This is a genomic window from Acetivibrio clariflavus DSM 19732, assembly GCF_000237085.1.
In the GTDB taxonomy this organism is placed as follows: Bacteria; Bacillota; Clostridia; order Acetivibrionales; family Acetivibrionaceae; genus Acetivibrio; species Acetivibrio clariflavus.
In genome coordinates this window covers 4,042,960-4,061,422 of sequence record NC_016627.1, presented here as the reverse complement: position 1 = coordinate 4,061,422, position 18,463 = coordinate 4,042,960, and the positions used below count along the sequence as shown (strand labels likewise).

The 18,463-nt window shown below is 36.1% G+C and carries 17 protein-coding genes, 1 tRNA gene and 1 pseudogene; 14 read left to right on the top strand and 5 right to left on the bottom strand.

The annotated features are described in order from the left end of the window. The first annotated feature begins 24 nt into the window (after positions 1-24). Positions 25-99 (top strand) — tRNA-Arg (locus tag CLOCL_RS16875). 135 nt (positions 100-234) lie between these two features. Here CLOCL_RS16875 and CLOCL_RS16870 read toward each other — a convergent pair. Beyond that, complete coding sequence (locus CLOCL_RS16870) at positions 235-594, bottom strand: PilZ domain-containing protein (protein WP_014256467.1); 360 nt, start codon at positions 592-594, stop codon at positions 235-237. Between the two features lie 506 nt (positions 595-1,100). Here CLOCL_RS16870 and CLOCL_RS16865 point away from each other — a divergent pair. Continuing rightward, on the top strand, positions 1,101-1,622 hold the full coding sequence (locus tag CLOCL_RS16865; RefSeq protein WP_014256466.1) for a hypothetical protein: 522 nt from the start codon (positions 1,101-1,103) through the stop codon (positions 1,620-1,622). Between the two features lie 680 nt (positions 1,623-2,302). Here CLOCL_RS16865 and CLOCL_RS16860 read toward each other — a convergent pair. Continuing rightward, positions 2,303-3,298: a hypothetical protein gene (locus CLOCL_RS16860; protein WP_174269789.1), complete on the bottom strand. Its 996-nt coding sequence runs from the start codon at positions 3,296-3,298 to the stop codon at positions 2,303-2,305. 192 nt (positions 3,299-3,490) lie between these two features. Here CLOCL_RS16860 and CLOCL_RS22670 point away from each other — a divergent pair, with 192 nt between their 5' ends. The 10 genes and pseudogenes from CLOCL_RS22670 (at position 3,491) to CLOCL_RS16825 (ending at position 13,378) form a co-directional block, all read left to right on the top strand. Further along, positions 3,491-3,685: a hypothetical protein gene (locus CLOCL_RS22670; protein ID WP_169313367.1), complete on the top strand. Its 195-nt coding sequence runs from the start codon at positions 3,491-3,493 to the stop codon at positions 3,683-3,685. A gap of 365 nt (positions 3,686-4,050) precedes the next feature. Next, positions 4,051-4,326 (top strand): S-layer homology domain-containing protein, encoded by a 276-nt coding sequence (locus tag CLOCL_RS16855; RefSeq protein WP_041715237.1) that lies wholly within the window; start codon positions 4,051-4,053, stop codon positions 4,324-4,326. Further along, a pseudogene (locus tag CLOCL_RS23845) lies at positions 4,269-4,601 on the top strand (S-layer homology domain-containing protein); the annotation flags it as partial. The gene CLOCL_RS16855 and the pseudogene CLOCL_RS23845, both read left to right, overlap by 58 nt. 12 nt (positions 4,602-4,613) lie before the next feature. After that, the gene (locus CLOCL_RS21280; RefSeq protein ID WP_081467066.1) at positions 4,614-8,702 is read left to right on the top strand and encodes a lipase family protein; all 4,089 of its coding nucleotides are present in this window, start codon (positions 4,614-4,616) and stop codon (positions 8,700-8,702) included. A gap of 64 nt (positions 8,703-8,766) precedes the next feature. Next, positions 8,767-9,198 carry a hypothetical protein gene (locus CLOCL_RS16845; RefSeq protein WP_014256465.1) on the top strand — a complete coding sequence of 144 codons (432 nt, stop codon included), beginning with the start codon at positions 8,767-8,769 and terminating at the stop codon, positions 9,196-9,198. Between the two features lie 310 nt (positions 9,199-9,508). Continuing rightward, positions 9,509-10,033 carry a hypothetical protein gene (locus tag CLOCL_RS16840; protein ID WP_014256464.1) on the top strand — a complete coding sequence of 175 codons (525 nt, stop codon included), beginning with the start codon at positions 9,509-9,511 and terminating at the stop codon, positions 10,031-10,033. A 153-nt stretch (positions 10,034-10,186) separates the two neighbouring features. Further along, complete coding sequence (locus CLOCL_RS22665; protein ID WP_157834858.1) at positions 10,187-10,354, top strand: hypothetical protein; 168 nt, start codon at positions 10,187-10,189, stop codon at positions 10,352-10,354. 27 nt (positions 10,355-10,381) lie between these two features. Beyond that, positions 10,382-10,606 (top strand): P-loop NTPase family protein, encoded by a 225-nt coding sequence (locus CLOCL_RS16835; protein WP_027622013.1) that lies wholly within the window; start codon positions 10,382-10,384, stop codon positions 10,604-10,606. Positions 10,607-10,726: 120 nt separating this feature from the next. Continuing rightward, positions 10,727-11,869, top strand: coding sequence for a putative ABC transporter permease (locus CLOCL_RS16830; protein ID WP_027622012.1), 1,143 nt, complete (start codon positions 10,727-10,729; stop codon positions 11,867-11,869). Between the two features lie 561 nt (positions 11,870-12,430). After that, positions 12,431-13,378 carry a copper amine oxidase N-terminal domain-containing protein gene (locus CLOCL_RS16825; protein ID WP_014256462.1) on the top strand — a complete coding sequence of 316 codons (948 nt, stop codon included), beginning with the start codon at positions 12,431-12,433 and terminating at the stop codon, positions 13,376-13,378. Between the two features lie 190 nt (positions 13,379-13,568). Here CLOCL_RS16825 and CLOCL_RS21275 read toward each other — a convergent pair whose 3' ends face one another. Genes CLOCL_RS21275 through CLOCL_RS16810 form a run of 3 tightly spaced genes read right to left on the bottom strand, consistent with a single transcriptional unit; the run spans position 13,569 to position 15,943 of the window. Continuing rightward, on the bottom strand, positions 13,569-14,426 hold the full coding sequence (locus CLOCL_RS21275; protein WP_014256461.1) for a hypothetical protein: 858 nt from the start codon (positions 14,424-14,426) through the stop codon (positions 13,569-13,571). 27 nt (positions 14,427-14,453) lie between these two features. After that, on the bottom strand, positions 14,454-15,551 hold the full coding sequence (locus CLOCL_RS16815) for a M56 family metallopeptidase (protein WP_014256460.1): 1,098 nt from the start codon (positions 15,549-15,551) through the stop codon (positions 14,454-14,456). A 2-nt stretch (positions 15,552-15,553) separates the two neighbouring features. Then, on the bottom strand, positions 15,554-15,943 hold the full coding sequence (locus CLOCL_RS16810; RefSeq protein ID WP_014256459.1) for a BlaI/MecI/CopY family transcriptional regulator: 390 nt from the start codon (positions 15,941-15,943) through the stop codon (positions 15,554-15,556). 97 nt (positions 15,944-16,040) lie between these two features. On the opposite strand from CLOCL_RS16810, the gene CLOCL_RS16805 reads away from it, so the two are divergent. Continuing rightward, entirely contained in the window at positions 16,041-16,328 is a 288-nt protein-coding gene (locus CLOCL_RS16805) for a hypothetical protein (protein WP_027622007.1), read from the top strand. A 596-nt stretch (positions 16,329-16,924) separates the two neighbouring features. Beyond that, the gene (locus CLOCL_RS16800; RefSeq protein ID WP_014256458.1) at positions 16,925-18,049 is read left to right on the top strand and encodes a slipin family protein; all 1,125 of its coding nucleotides are present in this window, start codon (positions 16,925-16,927) and stop codon (positions 18,047-18,049) included. The last annotated feature ends 414 nt before the right edge of the window (positions 18,050-18,463 follow it).

Below are 18,463 nucleotides of genomic sequence, written 5' to 3'. Positions count from 1 at the left end.
TTTACATGTGAAATGTAAGTATGTGTCCCGGTAGTCTAATGGATAAGACGGTGGATTCCGGTTCCACTGATATGGGTTCGATTCCTATCCGGGACGCCAGATACCATTAAAATACGGTGGATTGATTTTGTATCAACCCACCGTATCTAATTTAAAAGGATTCTATAAAATCAAATTACCGAAAGTGTAGGTTCCTATTTCAACAGAGCCTTTATGAGTATAATGTTAAAGGATTTACCAAGCAACAGAGGCAAGGGATCTGTTAATATTTAAAATCTCATCCAATTGAATTCTCGTACGTTCATCAATATTGTTAAACCTGACATTGTAGAAATAACCGTTATGCACAGCTTTTTTCTCTACTATGTATCCTTCTATGGAAAAATCAAATTTTGTCAGCTTGCTGTAAACATGTAAATCGTTCTTTAAAGCTTTTTCAGTATCAAAGCTCAATTTGGAGAAAAATTTGATTCCATGGGGTGAAATACCGGATACTTCAACTTCGTGCCAGCGTATTCCGTCATGACTTACATTGTCAATGCATATTGAAGTATTGTCTAGCATGTGTTTTTTATCACGGAATAAATTGATCATTGAAACTCCCTCTCTTAGGATTCAGGTAATAGCCCTTTAACAACGATTATCAGTATTATCTTATGAACCAATAATTGAACCAATAATCAAAACTTTCAGCCTTTTGTATGTTAATAAAGTACAGAAGTGAATCAGCCATCCTGTAATTGCAAGCCCTGGGAGATAAAGTTTATTGCATGGTGTTAGTCGATTTAATGGTATATTGATCTACATTAATATTTTACCATATTTTTCGATGAGTGTCGAGAGTTAGATTTTTACATTTATTTAAAGATAGTTTTGAGAAAAATGGGTTTTACATGAATTTTAAAATTCTTTACCGAATTCTTGTTTGTAAACATTATTCGTGCGTTAGCAGTATTATGACAATGATATGCTATTGTGACTTATTTTCCAATATGCTAAAATTATAAAAGGAATAATTTGCTTTTAAAGGAAAGAGAGGAATGGATTACATGGCAATAGCAATATGTTATACATTTTAAAATGTAAAGGGAGGAGAATCCATGAAGCAAAAAAGTATATTAAGATTGGGGATAATCGGAATAACCAATGCTTTGACATTTGCTTTTATCCCGCCTGTGTTTTCGTTGTTATCCCGTTTAACTTATGAAGCAACAAAGAAGAAGGGGGACAATATAATTCCGTCAAGATTTGACATGCCTTTAAATGCATCGATGATCAGTTCCAGTGATATTAAGAATATTTTGCTTTTACTTATTGTTTGCATTGTGGCATATATCAATTATAAATTGATAGAAAAAGTACTAACGAATATGTGCCGGGATTTGAAATTCATATATTCCTTTATCCCTATAGGATGTTGGATAATAATAGTTTCATTTCTATTGATTACCGAAATATATAATGAATATCTAATGTTTGCAACAAAGGATCATGGATCGTTTTTTGGAGGCTCATTTATAAATCTGTTGTATATTTTGTTATTGATGTTAAATGGAATATCTCTTATTATTTCTTCGATGGTGGCCTTCTTTGTTAGCAAGCACAGACAGAAAAATTCATAAAAAATAAGTGATAGGGTACTATTACCGAAACACCGATGAAAAACCCGATAAAGTATAGCTTGTCAGTTGAGGGGAAATTGAAGAATGCTTTAGAATTCTTAAGAGATAAAAAACATAAGAATATTACACAATTTGTGCAAGATTATTAAAGCCTGCAAATACTTTTGTATTAATGGTTTACAGGCTTTTTTGTTTGCTGTCAAACCCGGGATTTTACCATGTTTTTAGATGGGGTCGATAGTTAGATTTTTACGTATATTTAGAAATATTTTTAGGAGAATGAGTTTTACATGAATTATAAAAACTTTTACTAAATTTTTGTTATAGATAATATTTGTGCGTTAGCAGAGTTCTGATAATAAATTGCTATTGTTACTTGATTTCAAATATGCTAAAATTACAAAAGGAATATTTTGCTTATTAAGGAAAGAGAGGGATGGATTATATCAATAGTAGAGTTTAATACATTTTAAAATGAATAGTCTCGAAAAGTAACTGGAAAACCTGCTGAATGTTAATTAATGGGATAAAGTAACATTGAGAGACTGACAAAAGTAAATGCATATTGACGAAATGAACCTTGATAAACGAATATGCTGTATAACTTTCTGAAAATGGGCATAGCAAAGCAAAGCCTATGAGAAGGCCATTGGTTCATCACAATAAAGACTCGGTAGCTATCAGGCTGCTTTGCCAGAAAGTTCTTCAAGCAAAGGAATTATACTAAAGCCTGTATGCTTGACCCAAGCGTCCAAGTGGACATTCACTGCAGCAAAAGTAGCCAATGCAAACCGCTGCCTGGAGCTTCTGGCCTTGTACTCTTCAATGTCGTAATCTTCAAAGAGCCTTTTGTGGCTTCTTTCGACAGAGGTGCGTGTTTTAAATTTTTCATTAAAAGCTTCAGAGCCGCGGGGTACGGGAGTAATCAGCCGGAAATCGTCTTTGGGCTTTAAATAGACAGTCCTTCCATAAGGTGAATCGGTACATTGACAAGGTTTTTCAATGTCATGGCAGTCGAAATAGCACCTGTACTTGATACCTTTGGGGTAGGAGTAGCCGCAGTCTTCGTAAGGGATACCGCCTTTGCAGATAGGCCTGCCTTGATCATCAAGGCAGATAATTCCCGGAGGCAGCTTGGTAAGAGTTTGTTTGGTTTTTGCATCAAGGGGGATGAATGGGATGATGTTCCAATGATACATGAGTTCATAGGTGGGATAGTTGTCCATGGCCCCATCGGCAATAAAATTACGGATGCAAAGGTCAGGATAAAGTTTTCTTACCTCAGACATGGCAAAAACGGCAAGGATGCTGTCATGTCTTGAAGCCTGTGCTTTACGCAGGTAAATGGGAAGGTCATAGGGACTGTCGGAAGCAGTGATGTTAAAGAGGGTATCGCCATAGAACCACTGTTCCCTGTAGCTGTCCCAACCCCATCTTGCATCAGGGTCGGAATAACGTCTGGGGCACTTGCAATCGTAGACACCGTGTTTTTTACAATCACAGACCTTTGTACCGTAATGGGAAGCACCGGAATAGAATGGGGTGCCATCACCGGCGACAGAAAGTTTTTGCACATCGCCCAAGATACCCATTTTGGCGGAAACATCAACGACACAGCGGGCAAGGAATTCCTGGAAGATCTGTTCGGGACGATACTCAGGGAGTGCGTCTCTCATGGCGATTCTGGCAAACTTTTTAACGATGCCGTTGTGCTTGGGTTTCAGTTTCTGGCCGGCCTTGAGTTTCTTACGGGGTTTAGGCTTGAAAGGCCTCAGTTTCTTTTTCCTGGCGACATGGATTTTATGAGAAGCTTTCCATAGACGTTTAATGAAGTCATAGTAGGAACCGACGGAAGGGGCTTTTCCATATTGGAATCCGCAAATAGCACAAAGGAGGGGGTCGTTGGCCACTTTTTTGGCCCAGTTTGTAATGCCGTGGTGTTTTTGGTCGAGCATAAGGATAAGAGAGCGAATAATACCCAGCTGGTTCTTGGCGGGACAGCCGGTATTAGAATAAAGGGGTTTAATGATAGGGAGCAGGGGATCCAAATTGAGAAGGTATAGCTTGGATATGGATTTTTCCATATCCGTGACCCTGCCCCTATCGGTCTCCCAAAAAAGCAGGAGATGAAGCTTCAGGTTTTCCTGATAAGAAGTGTGAGACTCAAAGTTACGCAGCATAAATAAAACCTCCACAATCAAAGTAATGGCAAATATTACCACCTACTTCGATTTTGGGGGCGCTGTGAAAAAGTCAAGGTAGATTGGTGCCATATATGGCTAAAATTAGGATAATTTTATTGGAAAATTTTAAGGAAAATATTGGTGGATTTTAGGGGTGAGCTAAATTAGCTTGCTCCTGAAATAGAGACCTCGAAAGCAATACGAGTTTTCGAGAGCATTATAATTAAAATAGGGGGGTATCTATTATGAAAAAAGGCAAGAAAGCACTTGCGTTATTACTCGTACTTGTGTTCATCATGAACAGCACGTCGCTGATATTTTCGGCGACTAACAACTATATCGACGTACCGTCCACTCATTGGGCAAGCAAGGTAATTGCCAAGTGGTCTGGTGATGGATATGGTGTTCTGCAAGGTGATGGGAACGGTTACTTTTTCCCAAGCAAAGGAATCACACTGGGAGAATTGGCTGCTATCCTGTCAAAAAGTTTTGGTATACCGAAAGGGTTGAGGCAGAAGTAATTCCACTCTGGGCTGATGAGACCGTTGAAAAAGCTATTGCAGCCGGTATAATTGAAAAAGCCGACAAAATTGATGCAAGCAAAACAGTTAGCAGGGAACAAGCCATAAAGTACATAGCCGTAGCGTACAATATTGCTCCGATAGAAGGAGAGACGACTTTTGCTGACAATCAGTCGATTGATTCGGAGTATAAACCTTATGTAAATGCATTTCAAAAATCAGGGTATATTGTAGGTAAAGGAAACAATATTTTTGATCCTAAAGCGGTTTATACCCGTGCCGAAGCGATGCAGGTGATCGAAAATACTACAAGCGAAATTACAGATAATTCTGTTAGTGACGAGACATATGAAAAATCGCTTATTATTCGTAAATCCGGCGTAACAGTAAAAAACACTACTGTGAAGGAAAATCTAATAGTTGGGCAAGGCGTAGGCGATGGAGAAGTAACACTTGATAATGTAACAATAAATGGAGCACTGATAGTATATGGTGGCGGTTCTGATTCGATTAAGGTAATAGGTGGTAATCCAGTTTCATCAACGATGGTAAACAAGCCATTCGGTGAAGCTGTGCATCTTGATGGTGATTTCGATACAGTTATGGTTTCGGAAGGCTCAAAAGTAATTATAACAGGTAATGTTGCAAGTCTTATAATTCTCGGTAATGCTGAGGTTACGTTAACTGATGCATCGGTCAATAATATTGATATTAACGGTGAAAATGTAAAACTCTCTGTTGAAAAAGGCAGCACTGTTCAAAATGTAAACGTTAATGCAAGCAAAGTCGTAATAAGTGGAGATGGCATTGTTAAAAGTGTTATTGTCACAGAAAAAGCCAAGAACGGTGTCGAAGTTCTTACTGTGCCTACGAAAATTTCAGTGGATGCTAAAGCCGGTGCAGTCAAAACAAAGAATAACGGTGAAATACAGCCTGGCAAAACAATCATTACATCAAATTCGACATCATCTCATAGTGGAAGTGGCAATAGCGATAAGGGTGGCTCAGAACCCAAAAAAACACCTACTTCACAACCTATACCTACACCTACTCCAAGTAAGAATGATTTACCTGACGAGATTAAAGAGATTCTTGGTCTGGATAAAACTAAAGATGATACAGATGGGGATGGGTTGAAGGACTTTTTTGAGTTTTCATACCTCACTACAGACCTTTTGTTAGTTGACACAGACGAAAACGGTATATCAGATGCCGATGAAGATTTTGATGGAGATGGTCTAACTAATATTCAAGAACAAGAATTGGGAACTCGTCCTGACAAATGGGATACTGATGGTGATGGACTTAGTGACGGTGAAGAAGTTAATATTTATGGTACTGATCCATTAAGTGTCGATACTGATGGTGACGGATTAACAGATTATGAAGAAATAAAACTTGGGCTGAATCCCAATAAAGTAAAAACAGATGATACAACGCCTGATAATGAGAAAGAGTTCTATCAAGTTGCTTCTGACACTGTTAAAGATGATGCTTTGCTAAATAGTGACAATTGGCTGGTTCCATCTATTTCAGGTAATGTACCGGGTGATATTTCAAAGAACGTATTTTTAGAAAAGTCAGACAGTTATATTTTTGAGGATAATCGTGCAGTTTTGAGTGATGTAATAAATGTTTATACTTCGTATGAGGTGCCGTTAACTCTTTCGTTTACGTACAGTCAGGCATATACAGGAGATTTAAGGAACCTGACAATTGTATCATTTGGTGAAGACGGCTTAGAGATTATTGATACTGATATAGATGAAGATGAAAAAGTGATTTCCGGTGAAATTACCGGTAGCGGCATGTACTTTGTTATAGACCTTGACGAGTTCTTAAAAGGATTAGGTATTGATGTTTTTGCAAATATTGAATCTGACGAATCTTTGACGGAATCATTTTCTGTACTTGATATGAAAATGGATAGAATTCAAATAACTCAAGATGATTTTGATTACTTTTATGATAATGAGGGAAATGTTATTGAGCAAAGGGAAAAGTATAGTACAAAATCAGATGATTTGTTTTCGACCCAATTTGCGATGACTTCTCCGTTGACACAAAGTATCAATACTTTCTCGGTAAGTTCTAATGCAACGGGTAAAGCGGATATAGTATTTGTTATTGACACCACTGGTTCCATGAGCAGTGCTATAGCAGGTGTAAAAAACAATATAAATATATTTGCTGATAAATTGGTTAATGAATATAATGTCGATGCGAATTTTTCACTTATTGAATTTCGCGATATAACCGTTGATGGAGTAAACAGCACCAAACTTCATAAAAATATGACATCTAACTGGTTTACTAATGTGAATTCATTTAAAAGCAATGTAAATACACTGACAGTAAATGGGGGTGGAGATACCCCGGAAACTCCAATTGATGGACTGGAGATGGCCCGCAGACTTGATTGGCGTGGAGATGCAACGAAGTTTATTGTCCTTGTTACGGATGCAGGATTTAAGACAAACAATAGTTACGGAATTTCAAACATGAATGAAATGGTAAGTTTACTTGTAAACGACGGCATAATTGTGTCAGTTATAGCATCTAGTAAAAGCAATTATGCATTATTAACAGACGAAACAGGCGGGCTGTTTGGATACATAAATGGAAATTTCAGTGATATATTATTACAGCTTGCCGATAAAGTGGGCAAAACTACTAATGAGGGTGGAGAATGGGTGTTTCTCAATGATTTTCAAGCTGTTAAACTCAGCGATGCCCTTGCTAATGCCTCAACTAATGACACAGACAAAGACGGATTAACTGATGCACAGGAGTTGGGAGAAAGCATTGAAAAGGATATGATGCCATATATCAGGTCATTAATTAACAGATACGAAATCCCTGAAGAATATTATACGGGAAAAACTAAAATAACCGTTTGGAATTATATATCAAACCCCGTTTTACTTGATACTGATTATGACGGGATTCCTGATGGCAAGAAGGATTACGATGGAAAAACTGTTACACCTGACCCGTTTCCAAAGAGCAATTCTTTTGTGGGTAAACTTTATTGGAAAGAAGGTAAGCATTCAAGGGAAAGCACGGAAAATATTGAGTTTGTTGTGGATTATAGTTTGCTGTTTAAAAGCAATACTGTTTATAAAAAAGATTTGGCCGTTTTAACTTCGTTATATGTTGGTGAAATATATGACAATACATATCTGAAAGTGACTAGGGGAATAACCGGTGGTTCTGACGATCCTACAGCATTTTGTTCACTGTTTGGACTGAAGGATGTAGAAGACATTGATATCAATGGTTCGGATTATGGCGTAGACGTTGACGATTGCTCTGAATTTGTAATTGGACATCGTAGTGTTACTTATAAAGGATTAACAAAAGAAATAATTGTGGTTATCGTTCGTGGTACAAACGGAACAAACACTGAATGGTCAAGTAATTTTGATGTTGGTGCAGATATCAGTGAATACTACAATGCTACCGGTTATAGTCATCCTCATTGGAAAAATAAGAACAATCACAAAGGATTTGATGTTGCTGCAAATAGAATCATAGAAAAAATTGACGATTATTTGTCTCGCCACTCGTTGACATCGGGACAGAGAGTTATGCTAATAACAGGACATTCCCGCGGTGGTGGAATAGCCAACTTGCTTGGTGCATATTATGAAAAAGATCCTAATTTTACATCATTCACTTATACTTTTGCCGGTGCAAGTTCTACGACGGATAGTAATGCAGAAAATTATAAGACTATATTTAATATTGTTAACGAAGATGATATTATCCCATACCTTCCTCTTTCAACCTGGGGATTTAAAAAATATGGGATAGTAAAAAGCATAAGTGTCCAAGATCATTATGAAAATAAATGGGGAAAGGCTCAAAAAGGGACATGGGAATGGCTTACAGGGGACGACTATAACAATGACAGGGGAACTCAGCGTACTTTAAATACTTTTAAAAAAATTGCAAGTAACCGCAATGAGTTGTATATTTTGGATAGTTCATCAGACGGAAAGGTATGGGAAAACAATCTTGGTCACACCACATACGCAGGAGCAGAGAGAGAATTACAAAAATTAACAGACACTTTAAAAAACGAAAAACTCCTAAGATTCTGTAAACTTAGCATTGTCGGAGGAGGTTTTTTGCAACCGTATCATGTCGAAATAAACTACTGTCCTGCGTATTTTATGCAGATGCTGGCTAATATGGCATCTGATCCCACTGTGGGTCCTATGACAGGCCACGACGTTAAAGGAAAGTATGCGAAAGCAAAAGCCTCTTTTATTGCATCAAGTGGAGCTGTAGTAATTGGTGGGATGACACATCCGCATTTGACAATAACCTATTATTTGATAGTATATAACAATTTTATTGACCGTGTATAGTCTATACATAATATGTCAGCGAGTTCAATAGTTCTCGCTGGCATATTAAAAAAGGAGATGTATTATGAGGAAAGCTATATTAAAGGTTTTATTATCAGATTTCATTTTATATGTGCTTCAATTCTTAATTATTCCATTATTATATAGTAAAGTGTTTGGGAGAAGAAACGAAGCAACAGCAGTACTGTGCATCACTACGGTGATAATTACACTAATAGCAATGATTGCTTTTTCAGATAAAATGCGTTTCTGGTTGCTTGGTCTAGTATTCTATACGGCACTGATTTTTTTATATTCTCCCGGAGATGCGTATGGAATAGGGCTACTTGGGATTGATTTGGATGGGTCGCACTCATACTATGATCCATCGGCAAGGTATATAGGTATTACGGTAGTAGTTATATTGGTTTTGCTTATGCAGCTTTCGGTGTGGTGTTTTGTAAAATTATTAAAATTAATAAAATTCATTATAGGAAAACTAAAAAAATGGTATTGATTCCTTAACTCACAAGGCTCACAAACATGCCTTTCGAATTTTATGCTTTCAAAATTGTGATTAATCCTCATTTTAAGGCAATTATCAATAAAATAAGTATTTTGGTTCAGCTGTCCATAGCTGGATCTGGCTTTGGGGCTAGGGAACTTGCGGCCAAAGCGTTCACTGGCCTCTACCACATGCCCTCAGCAAGTCAAAGTGTCACTAAGCTTCGGGCATATAGCAAATGCAGACCGTTATATGAAATTCTTTTTCCTTTTATAATAGCCCCGTGCGGGCTAAATGTGAGTATTACAAGGAGGTATTTGAATTGTCAACCAGTTTTAGGATGCACTCAAAACATAATAACCCTGATGAATGGTTGTGCATGTCTAATGGAGGCACTGCAGTATTTTTATCTGTTCTTGTTTTAAGCGGGTCAAGGTTAGCCCAAGAGAAAAAGGAAAAAGAACTTATAATATGGATAAGTGAACATGATGATACAGTTAGAGGAAGAGGCTGTAATGGCTTTGATATAGAAGATATACCATGGGATTTTAATAATTTTGAAAGAGAAAGAAGTTTTATTTTGAAAGTTATTGAAGGGGCAAGAGAGAAACTTGGATGGGAAACCCTCCACTATGAACCAAATGAGGCTTTTGTATTTTCCTATCTGGATACATTTAAAAATTTAATTATTAATTTCGATCCAGTATATATTGACAAAGAAGCTTATCGTTGTTGGAAAGAAGAAGGCAATGATCCAAGGTTTGCTATTCCTGAAGGTTTCACTAAATGCCCTAAGCATGGCACGCTTTTATATTTTAATGGGTGCATTGCATGTAATGATTGTTAAAAAAGGTAGAAAAATGGATTTCATATGTTTAAGCAGTATTCTGAAGTATTTCAGGAATTTATTATTGATGTAAATTTATGAAAACTAATTTAAAACAGGTTAAGAAAAATAAAATAGGGGACGGTTCTTTGTTTTGTTAAATGATGGATATTTATGTATAAATATACCTTTGAAAGTATATGTAATTTTCGTATAGATGTAAACGGTATTTTGAAAGTATCAGTGGAAGATTTGGATATGGGCAAAGAGCAATCCATCATCATTATAGATAATGAGCGTATGTACGATGGGAAAATTAAGTGGACAATTTGTGATGCATAGCAATACAGTGATACAATATGGCATACGTTGACAGGCAAAGATATAATCTATGAGGCAAATAAGTGTTTAAACCACGCTGAAACAGCATTCAGCAAGAAAAAGCTTTCAAAGGAAGATTACAATTTAATTCTCCATCAGACGCTTTTGGCCAACGTTGAGCTTGCCTTTATGTTGTCCGGAGTTCCCAAAAAGGAACGGCGCAGATGGGCAAAAGAAGCTTTGGAAAAAGTAGGACTTGCAGATCGGATGTGAAAGAAGCAGGAACAGCTCATAACGAATTTACTTTATAAATATTATAATATATAATATCTGTGTAGATGATCGTACAATATTAACCTATATTGTTTCAGCATGGTAAAATGAAAGGAAAGGATTACCCTGAATAAATATATTATTGCTTTTACTCTTTTTAGTTTTTTGGGATGGATTTGGGAAAGTATATATTACGCTATTCGTGAACGTAAATTGGCCAATCGTGGCTTTCTTAACGGCCCAATTTGCCCGATATATGGATGTGGAGCGCTATTAGGTTTTCTTATCTATGACTTGATACAATCCGGTCATCTGCCCAATATTGAATGGTGGATGATATTTATACTTGGTTTTATTATAAGTATGGCATTAGAGTATTCTACATCATGGACCCTTGAAAAATTGTTCAAGGCACGGTGGTGGGATTATAGTAACATTCCGCTGAATATTAACGGAAGAACAAGCGTGCCCACATCTGTTACATTTGGCGTTGTAGCAATATTGGCGGAGAAAGTCCTGATACCATTAGTGTATAGAAGTCTTAGTAAGTCATCTGAATCTTTGTTAGATATTTTGGCTCATATATTCGTTTCAATTATATCCATAGATACCACGCTAACAATATCATCACTGACGAATTTTCAGAAACATGTTGCTTCTATAGACGAAGCATTTCAAAATCATATGGCAGATATCGTAGAACGAGTTTATAACAATCAAAATTTTTTTTGTTATAAAGTTATTGAGCGTATTAAAGTTTTTAAACTTCCGGGACGTAAAAATCGGATAGCTAAACAGCTTCGTGAAAAGCAATTTGATGAACTGATTAAAGATTACTTTGAACACGATGTAATAAAGCAGATGGATAAGTATATTCAGCATGGTACAACTACAACATTACAGCATTGCGAAAATGTTGCATGGATTTGTTATCTTATTAACAGAAAATTAAATTTAAACGCAGATGAAAAGGAACTGGTAGAAGCAGCAATACTTCACGATCTATTTCTCTACGATTGGCACGATGGTCACCCTTCCCGAAAAACGCATGGCTTTGATCATGCTGATATTGCATGTAATAACGCGGTAAAACATTTTGACATATCTGAAAAACAACGGGAGGCTATACGTAGTCATATGTGGCCGCTGAATATTACGAGAATTCCTAAAAGTAAAGTGGCCATAATTATATGTCTTGCTGATAAATATTGTGCTCTTATTGAGACAATTCGCTTAAATAAACACTTTGGATTGAGAAACTGAAAATTTAATATGAAACAGGGGACGGTTCTTTGTTTTGTCGAATAATGTAATTTATGTATGATGATACCTTAAAAGTGATATGTAATTGTTTAATTTTATAATACACATTTCCAAAAATAGGTAAAAACGCTAATAGGGAAAAATTTAGAAGTCTAAAAAACACCGAAGTTTCAATCCTTATCTTGCAAAGATTCGTAGGTTTTTGTTACCTGACGTATCTAAGTTGATTTGTTTTGCTTAGGTCTTCCATAAAGTATATTTTTTTGATGTCCTCTAATTGCGCTATCTTAATCGCATCCTTTCCTCCTGTACGATGATGCTGTCAACTTAATCATATAGGAAATTTGATTAAGGGAGCCCATTTTTCACCTACATATGTTACTAGTTTACTGCAGTATTAGCACCAAACTAAATAAATACATCAATAAAGTCGATATTAAAAAAGAAATATTTTCTATATCATGAAATATTTTATTATTGCTCTTTGTAAGATGAAAAGCTACAAAATGCAAAAGGTTGCCACTGGATGTACATTACAAAAACACTTTGAGGAGGTATTTTATGAGTTCAAGAAAGTTTTTGAGTATATTGGTGACAGGTTTGCTAGCAGCAATGTTTGTTGGTGTAATAATGCCAAGTAAAGTGTTGGCGGAAACTTCAGGAAAAACTGTTGTTCTGCAGGTGAATAGTACTACTGCCATAGTTAATGGTAAAAGTGTAACATTGGATGTTGCTCCTTATATTGATGAAAGCAGTGGCAGAACATTGGTGCCTTTGAGATTTATATCGGAATCTTTGGGATATATAGTTGAATGGGATGACGAAGAAAAAGCCGTTAGAATTTGCAATAAGATTGATATGAATTCAATAGATAGCTCAGAAGGTTCAGTAGAATATTTCAGATCATGGAGTACATATAAATATATAAAATTGACAATAGGCAATAATGTTGCCGAGACTTGTGACGATTATATAATAGGAGAATATGTTTATATTGAAAAAGAACCTTTAGATCAGGCACCGGTAATTAAAGATGGAAGAACAATGCTTCCAGTAAGATTTATTTCAGAACAAATGGGTTTAAATGTAGAATGGGATAGCAAAACCCAAAAAATAACAATCTCATCAAAAGGAGAAGGGTATGTTCCAGAGCCCATTGAGGCTGCACTCGAAAAAGTTGCAAGTAAGGTTTTTGAATTTGACGCCATTTATTTGAATTCCAAACAACCCGATGAATATTCAATTTATGTCCGCACTGACGGCTTTGAGTATTACATAGGTTTAAGCGTTAAAAGAACTTACGATTCAACTATATTTTATGAACAGGTATTACGTGGAGATATTATTGGATTAAAAGGTGATACAGCATGCTTTGCTTATTCATTGACTCAACAGGAAGAGCAAGAATATAGATATGATGGAACAATAAAGGTTACGGAAGAAGGCTTTATTGTTAGCTATACAAATGAACAGGGAGAAAAGTGTTCTATTACATTTCCAAATAAGTAGTTTATAAGATTAAATAAAGGCCTTGGCTCTTTTTAGCAACCGAGGCCTTTTTTGATCACCGCAAATATAAGTAGGGGTTGATGGCAGCTTCTGTGTTTTATTATTGTGCAAGGATAAATTGATTTAAATTAAATTCCTATGCCGGGTAAAACTGAAAGTTAAGTTTAACAGCTTTCAATAATTATTTACTTTAATTATTTACTCTGATACGGAGGATAGTTTCATTTGTATCGGTATCTGTATAGGCATTGACTCCAATTATAACATCATAATTGCTTATTTTTTTCTTGTACTTCTCCATACCATCATCTGTTTCAATATAGGTCCACTCATTACCTTTCCTAAAATTTTTCATGACCTCTTCTTCAGTCAGGCCTTCAAAAGCAATGTGGTCCTCATACCTTTTTCCGCCTTTTATATGACTTAGATGCTTTTCTATTATTTCGGCCTCCGTTGGCCATGGGGGCAAATCATTGTATTTGCTGAAAATTTGCTTTTTACTTACATTTCCGTTGTCAAATACATATAAATAAAGAGATCTCATATCATACCATTCGCTAATATCGTATTTTAAACCTATCCATTTGTCCGGATCGATTTTGGCAAAATTGTAATTGAATGAACCCCAAACCGTATCTTTAAGTAAATTTTGCACTTCTTTATTATCATCTGAATATATATTGTCGGAATATTCTTCAAATTCTTCTTGTTGCGTAATTTCCAGTTTGTCTTTTTCTATATCATATAAATAAGTGGGAACAGGGTTTTTAGGATCTTTAAACATCCTCTTAATAATTATATGTGTTCCCTCTTTGTTAACCGAAACAATCCTGCAGAAATCCCCCTGGGTATGAGACATATTAATGGAGATCAAATCCACAACCCGGCTGAGCCTTTCTTTTACAAGGTCGTAAACGGCAATTCCCCAATAGGCGGAAACTATTGCGATTTTGTCAGAAGCATATACCAAAACAGGCATGTCAGCACCGTAACTTCTCAATGCCATTCTTTGAGCCAAGTCTTCGTCTTCTTCAGGTAAATCCCACAAGTCCCTCGTTACAGTGTTATTGGTTTCTCACGGTTGGGGTGATATTCCGACCTTTTCACCGCAGGAAACGAATAAATTGGAGATTATTAGCAACAGAGCAATGCCCGCTGTAAATTTATATCCTTTTTTGTACTGTCTTACATTTAGAATATTTACAAATCTTCTTTTTATTGTTTTTACACCGCCAAATATGCCGGTTGCAAGATGTACTTGGCTTTTTGCCGCACTGGCTGAGTCAAGCAGGAGCTTTGAATATCTTTCCCTATACTCGAAATCCTTGTTTTTAACCACTTCCTCGTCACATATGAGCTCTAAGTCTTTGTTTGCTTCAACAGCCATAAAGTGTACAAAGGGGTTAAACCAATGGACGTCTTTTACAAGCATGAGCAGCAATTTATATAATAAATCATGTCTTTTATAGTGAATCAGCTCATGTTTGATAATTATTTCAAGTTCTTCCAGGCTGTAGTTTTCATGGGGAATATATATTGACGGTTTGATTATACCTGCAAGCATTGGAGTGTATACTGCTTTAGATACGTACAGGTTAACTGTGTTATTTATTTTCATTTTATTTAGACTGTCCGAGAGAACTTCATTATATTGCCCATTTTTAATTGATAGACTCCATCTTGTAAGCTTTCGCTTAAATATGCAGTATTTAATTATGTCAATTCCCATGAAGGCTAATATACCCGATAGCCATATAATAAAAGCTATTTGGTGTGGGGTCAAGGTTTTTACAACCTTTGTTTTTTCGGTCTTTGATATTTCTTCTTTGTGTGTGGTATTTTCAAAGGTCTGGTTTGATGTGTTTTTAAGATTGCTGTCCGGCATGCTTGTCAAATTGCCCAAAGGATGATTCAAGCTTTCGTTCGAGAGATTTTCGTTTATAGAAACTTCATCTTTGCTGATACTGCCTTGAAAAGTCGGTACATTGAGTGACAGTGATTTTATGGAGATATCCAAAGGAATCAACAGCCTTATTGCTAAAATCAGCCAAATATAGTATTTCCACTTTGCGGTGTATCGGTCTTTTGAAAGACTGTAAACCAGATGGGTAAGAACAATAAATATCGAGCTTGTAACCGATAACAATATGAGGTTATTAATAAACAATTCCATGGTTATTTGTCCCCCTGCTTAATCTTTTGGTCCAAAAAATCTCTTAATTCAAGCAGTTCCTTATTATCCAGTTCTTTACCGTCATAAAGTGCTGCAACAAACTTTTTGATTGAACTTTTATATAATTTGTCCAAAACGGTTTTCGCCTCATTTTTGATGTACGATTCCTCATCTATTAGCGGGGAATAGTAATTGTTTTTTCCGATTCGCTCCACCTTGACAAAGCCCTTTTGCTCCAATCTTGATAAAAAGGACAATATTGTTGTCGGAGCAAGCTTCTTATCCTCCAACCTTTCTTCTATGTAGGCCCGGGTGACAGGTTCCTTTGAATTCCAAATAATTAACATTATTTGCAATTCTGAATCGGGTAATCTTTTGAAATTGCTTTTCACTACAATCAACTCCTTCTACAAATGCAGAATATAATATTATTCTACATTTGCAGAAGATAAAAGTCAATAGTCAGTTAGAATAGAATATGACATACAGATGTCAAATCAAAGTGGGGCAAAATTCATCTATCCTGCCTTTGGTGTGGCTTTAAGGCAGAATCAAACGGAATGGTATTACAATGAATTAGACAAACTTTTTCCGTCGGTTAAAGAGAAATATATAAAAAACTATGGAAATTCCTATGAGTACCGCTCGCTTAGGGCAAAGGAGTTGTGGAGTCTGTTTATGTATAAATGTAATAAATACGGGATTATTTATAAAATGAATGACATAATAAGAGGATGTACTGAGACGTATATAAATACGCAAATTTCACTGTTTTGATACATCCATATTATCGGTGATATTCTTAAAAGATTGCAAACTTTTTGTCTGTTAATTGGTAAGTTATTCCCTTATACTAAAATTGTTCCACTTCCCAATAGCAAAGATTTCCGAATGGTCTTGCGGTATTTCTTGCCTTGGTCGTGAGAGATATTCCGGGAAATTGGAGCTCAAAGTACCTTAGTGTCGGAGGTTCGATTCCTCCATTACCGGGAGGTAATTAGCTCAGCGGCAGAGCATAAGGAAAGGAAAAGGGGTTCGAATCCCCGTCAGATTAAGATCTGATTGCTATGGTTAGCACTCGACAGTTAATCGAGGTAAGTAAAAAGGGAGACTCTAGAGAATTCTCAGGCTTTCACAAAGTTTTTGTGAGGCGCCGGGACTTAGGCCTTGAAGTATGCGGATACCGGATAGGTCGAGCTTATCCTTGTACATTGCCTTGCATTTACGGTAAAAGGGCAATCCTTAAAGCTGTAAATGAAGTGATGTATAACGATATGCGAGTAATATCCTCAAGCAATACTCCGCTGACGTCTTGGGAGAATTCTCGAAGAGGACTCGAAAAAGTTATTGGTTTTTAAAAGGGGTGTAACAAAATGAAGGTAATAATCAAAAACGATGAAAGAGGATTGTTATTTAAGGACGGCAACTATGTAAAATGTCTAAAACCCGGAAAATACTTTTTTAGCCCGTTTGCCAAATACAGCGTTGTTGCTGCTGATGTAAACAAACCCTTTGACTGTGCCGGTAAAAATATAAACCTGTTTCTTGAGGACAAAGAATTGTTGGAAGAGCTTACTGTGATTGATGTGCAGGATAATGAAATTGCCATTCATTTTGAAGACGGAAAACTCGTGGACGTACTTAATTCCGGTAAATATGCCTTTTGGAATGTACTTAAAAAGCACGATTTCATAATAGTTAACATTACTGATCCTGAAATAAGACCGGATATTGATATTTCTATATATAGCAGTCCAAAACTTGCGGCCTTTGTAGAATGCTTTGAAGTGAGCAATCATGAGAAAGGAATTCTGTATTACAACAATGTTATACAGAAAACTTTAGAACCTGGGAGGTATTTCTTCTGGAAAAGTCCTATACGTGTCACCGTAAAAAATGTGGATTTGAGGCAGCAGCAGTTGGATATGACCGGTCAGGAGGTTATGACTGAAGACAAAATCACATTGAGATTAAATTTTGTTTGTCATTACAAGATAGTTGATCCTTTGAAAACAGTTGGTATAAAATCCTTTGAGGAACAACTGTATATAATATTGCAGTTAATTTTGAGGGAATATGTGGGTAGTCTAAAACTCGATGACCTTCTTCTGAAAAAGCAGGAGATAGGCAGCTTTGTTCTTGATAGATTAAAGGAGAAAGGCGAAAGTTTCGGTGTGGAATTTTTGTTCGCCGGAGTCAAGGATGTTATACTGCCCGGAGATATAAAGGAAATTCTAAACACTGTTCTGATCGCTGAAAAGAAGGCACAGGCCAATGTCATAACCAGAAGGGAAGAGATTGCCTCAACAAGAAGCCTGTTGAATACTGCAAAGCTTATGGAGGAGAATAAAACTCTTTACAGGCTTAAAGAGCTTGAGTTCCTTGAAAAGATCTGTGAAAAGATTGGCAATATTTCATTGAGTGGCGGTGGCAGTCTGCTTGAGCAGTTGAATGCCTTACTTTCCAACAGTATGGGTGATAAAAAATGCAAGGCATGATATTATTTATACTAATGTTTATTGATTTTTAACAGTTGTCATAGCGAAAAAGCTATGGCAACTGCTGCTTATGACATCCTATTGCCTGTCATATCTGTTTTACATCAGACGGCTCTTTGTTTTATTAAGTAAAGGTATTTATATATATGAAATAACCTGAAAGTTATATGTAATTATTTTATATAGTAAAGTGCACATTTCAAAAATGGGTAATAAGGAAAGATCAGAAGTTTATAAAACATCGAAGTTTCAATCCTAGGAAAAGTAAATTGGGAGATAAGTAAAAAAGAAAATTCAGAAATATATGAAAAAATGGTTTTAAATAAATCAAATAAATGGATTGACAGGGACAAATAATAACAATACTGAAAGAAACGAAAATAGAACAGAGAACCGTCCTTGCGCAATTAGTTT

Coding starts and splice junctions, on each gene's coding strand:
- CLOCL_RS16815 (WP_014256460.1), bottom strand. CDS start 15,551: ATGGAATTGTTTATTAATAACCTCATATTGTTATCGGTTACAAGCTCG.
- CLOCL_RS16860 (WP_174269789.1), bottom strand. CDS start 3,298: ATGAGAGACGCACTCCCTGAGTATCGTCCCGAACAGATCTTCCAGGAA.
- CLOCL_RS16825 (WP_014256462.1), top strand. CDS start 12,431: ATGAGTTCAAGAAAGTTTTTGAGTATATTGGTGACAGGTTTGCTAGCA.
- CLOCL_RS16855 (WP_041715237.1), top strand. CDS start 4,051: ATGAAAAAAGGCAAGAAAGCACTTGCGTTATTACTCGTACTTGTGTTC.
- CLOCL_RS16805 (WP_027622007.1), top strand. CDS start 16,041: ATGTCAAATCAAAGTGGGGCAAAATTCATCTATCCTGCCTTTGGTGTG.
- CLOCL_RS16845 (WP_014256465.1), top strand. CDS start 8,767: ATGAGGAAAGCTATATTAAAGGTTTTATTATCAGATTTCATTTTATAT.
- CLOCL_RS16865 (WP_014256466.1), top strand. CDS start 1,101: ATGAAGCAAAAAAGTATATTAAGATTGGGGATAATCGGAATAACCAAT.
- CLOCL_RS22665 (WP_157834858.1), top strand. CDS start 10,187: ATGTATAAATATACCTTTGAAAGTATATGTAATTTTCGTATAGATGTA.
- CLOCL_RS16800 (WP_014256458.1), top strand. CDS start 16,925: ATGAAGGTAATAATCAAAAACGATGAAAGAGGATTGTTATTTAAGGAC.
- CLOCL_RS16870 (WP_014256467.1), bottom strand. CDS start 594: ATGATCAATTTATTCCGTGATAAAAAACACATGCTAGACAATACTTCA.
- CLOCL_RS21280 (WP_081467066.1), top strand. CDS start 4,614: ATGCAGGTGATCGAAAATACTACAAGCGAAATTACAGATAATTCTGTT.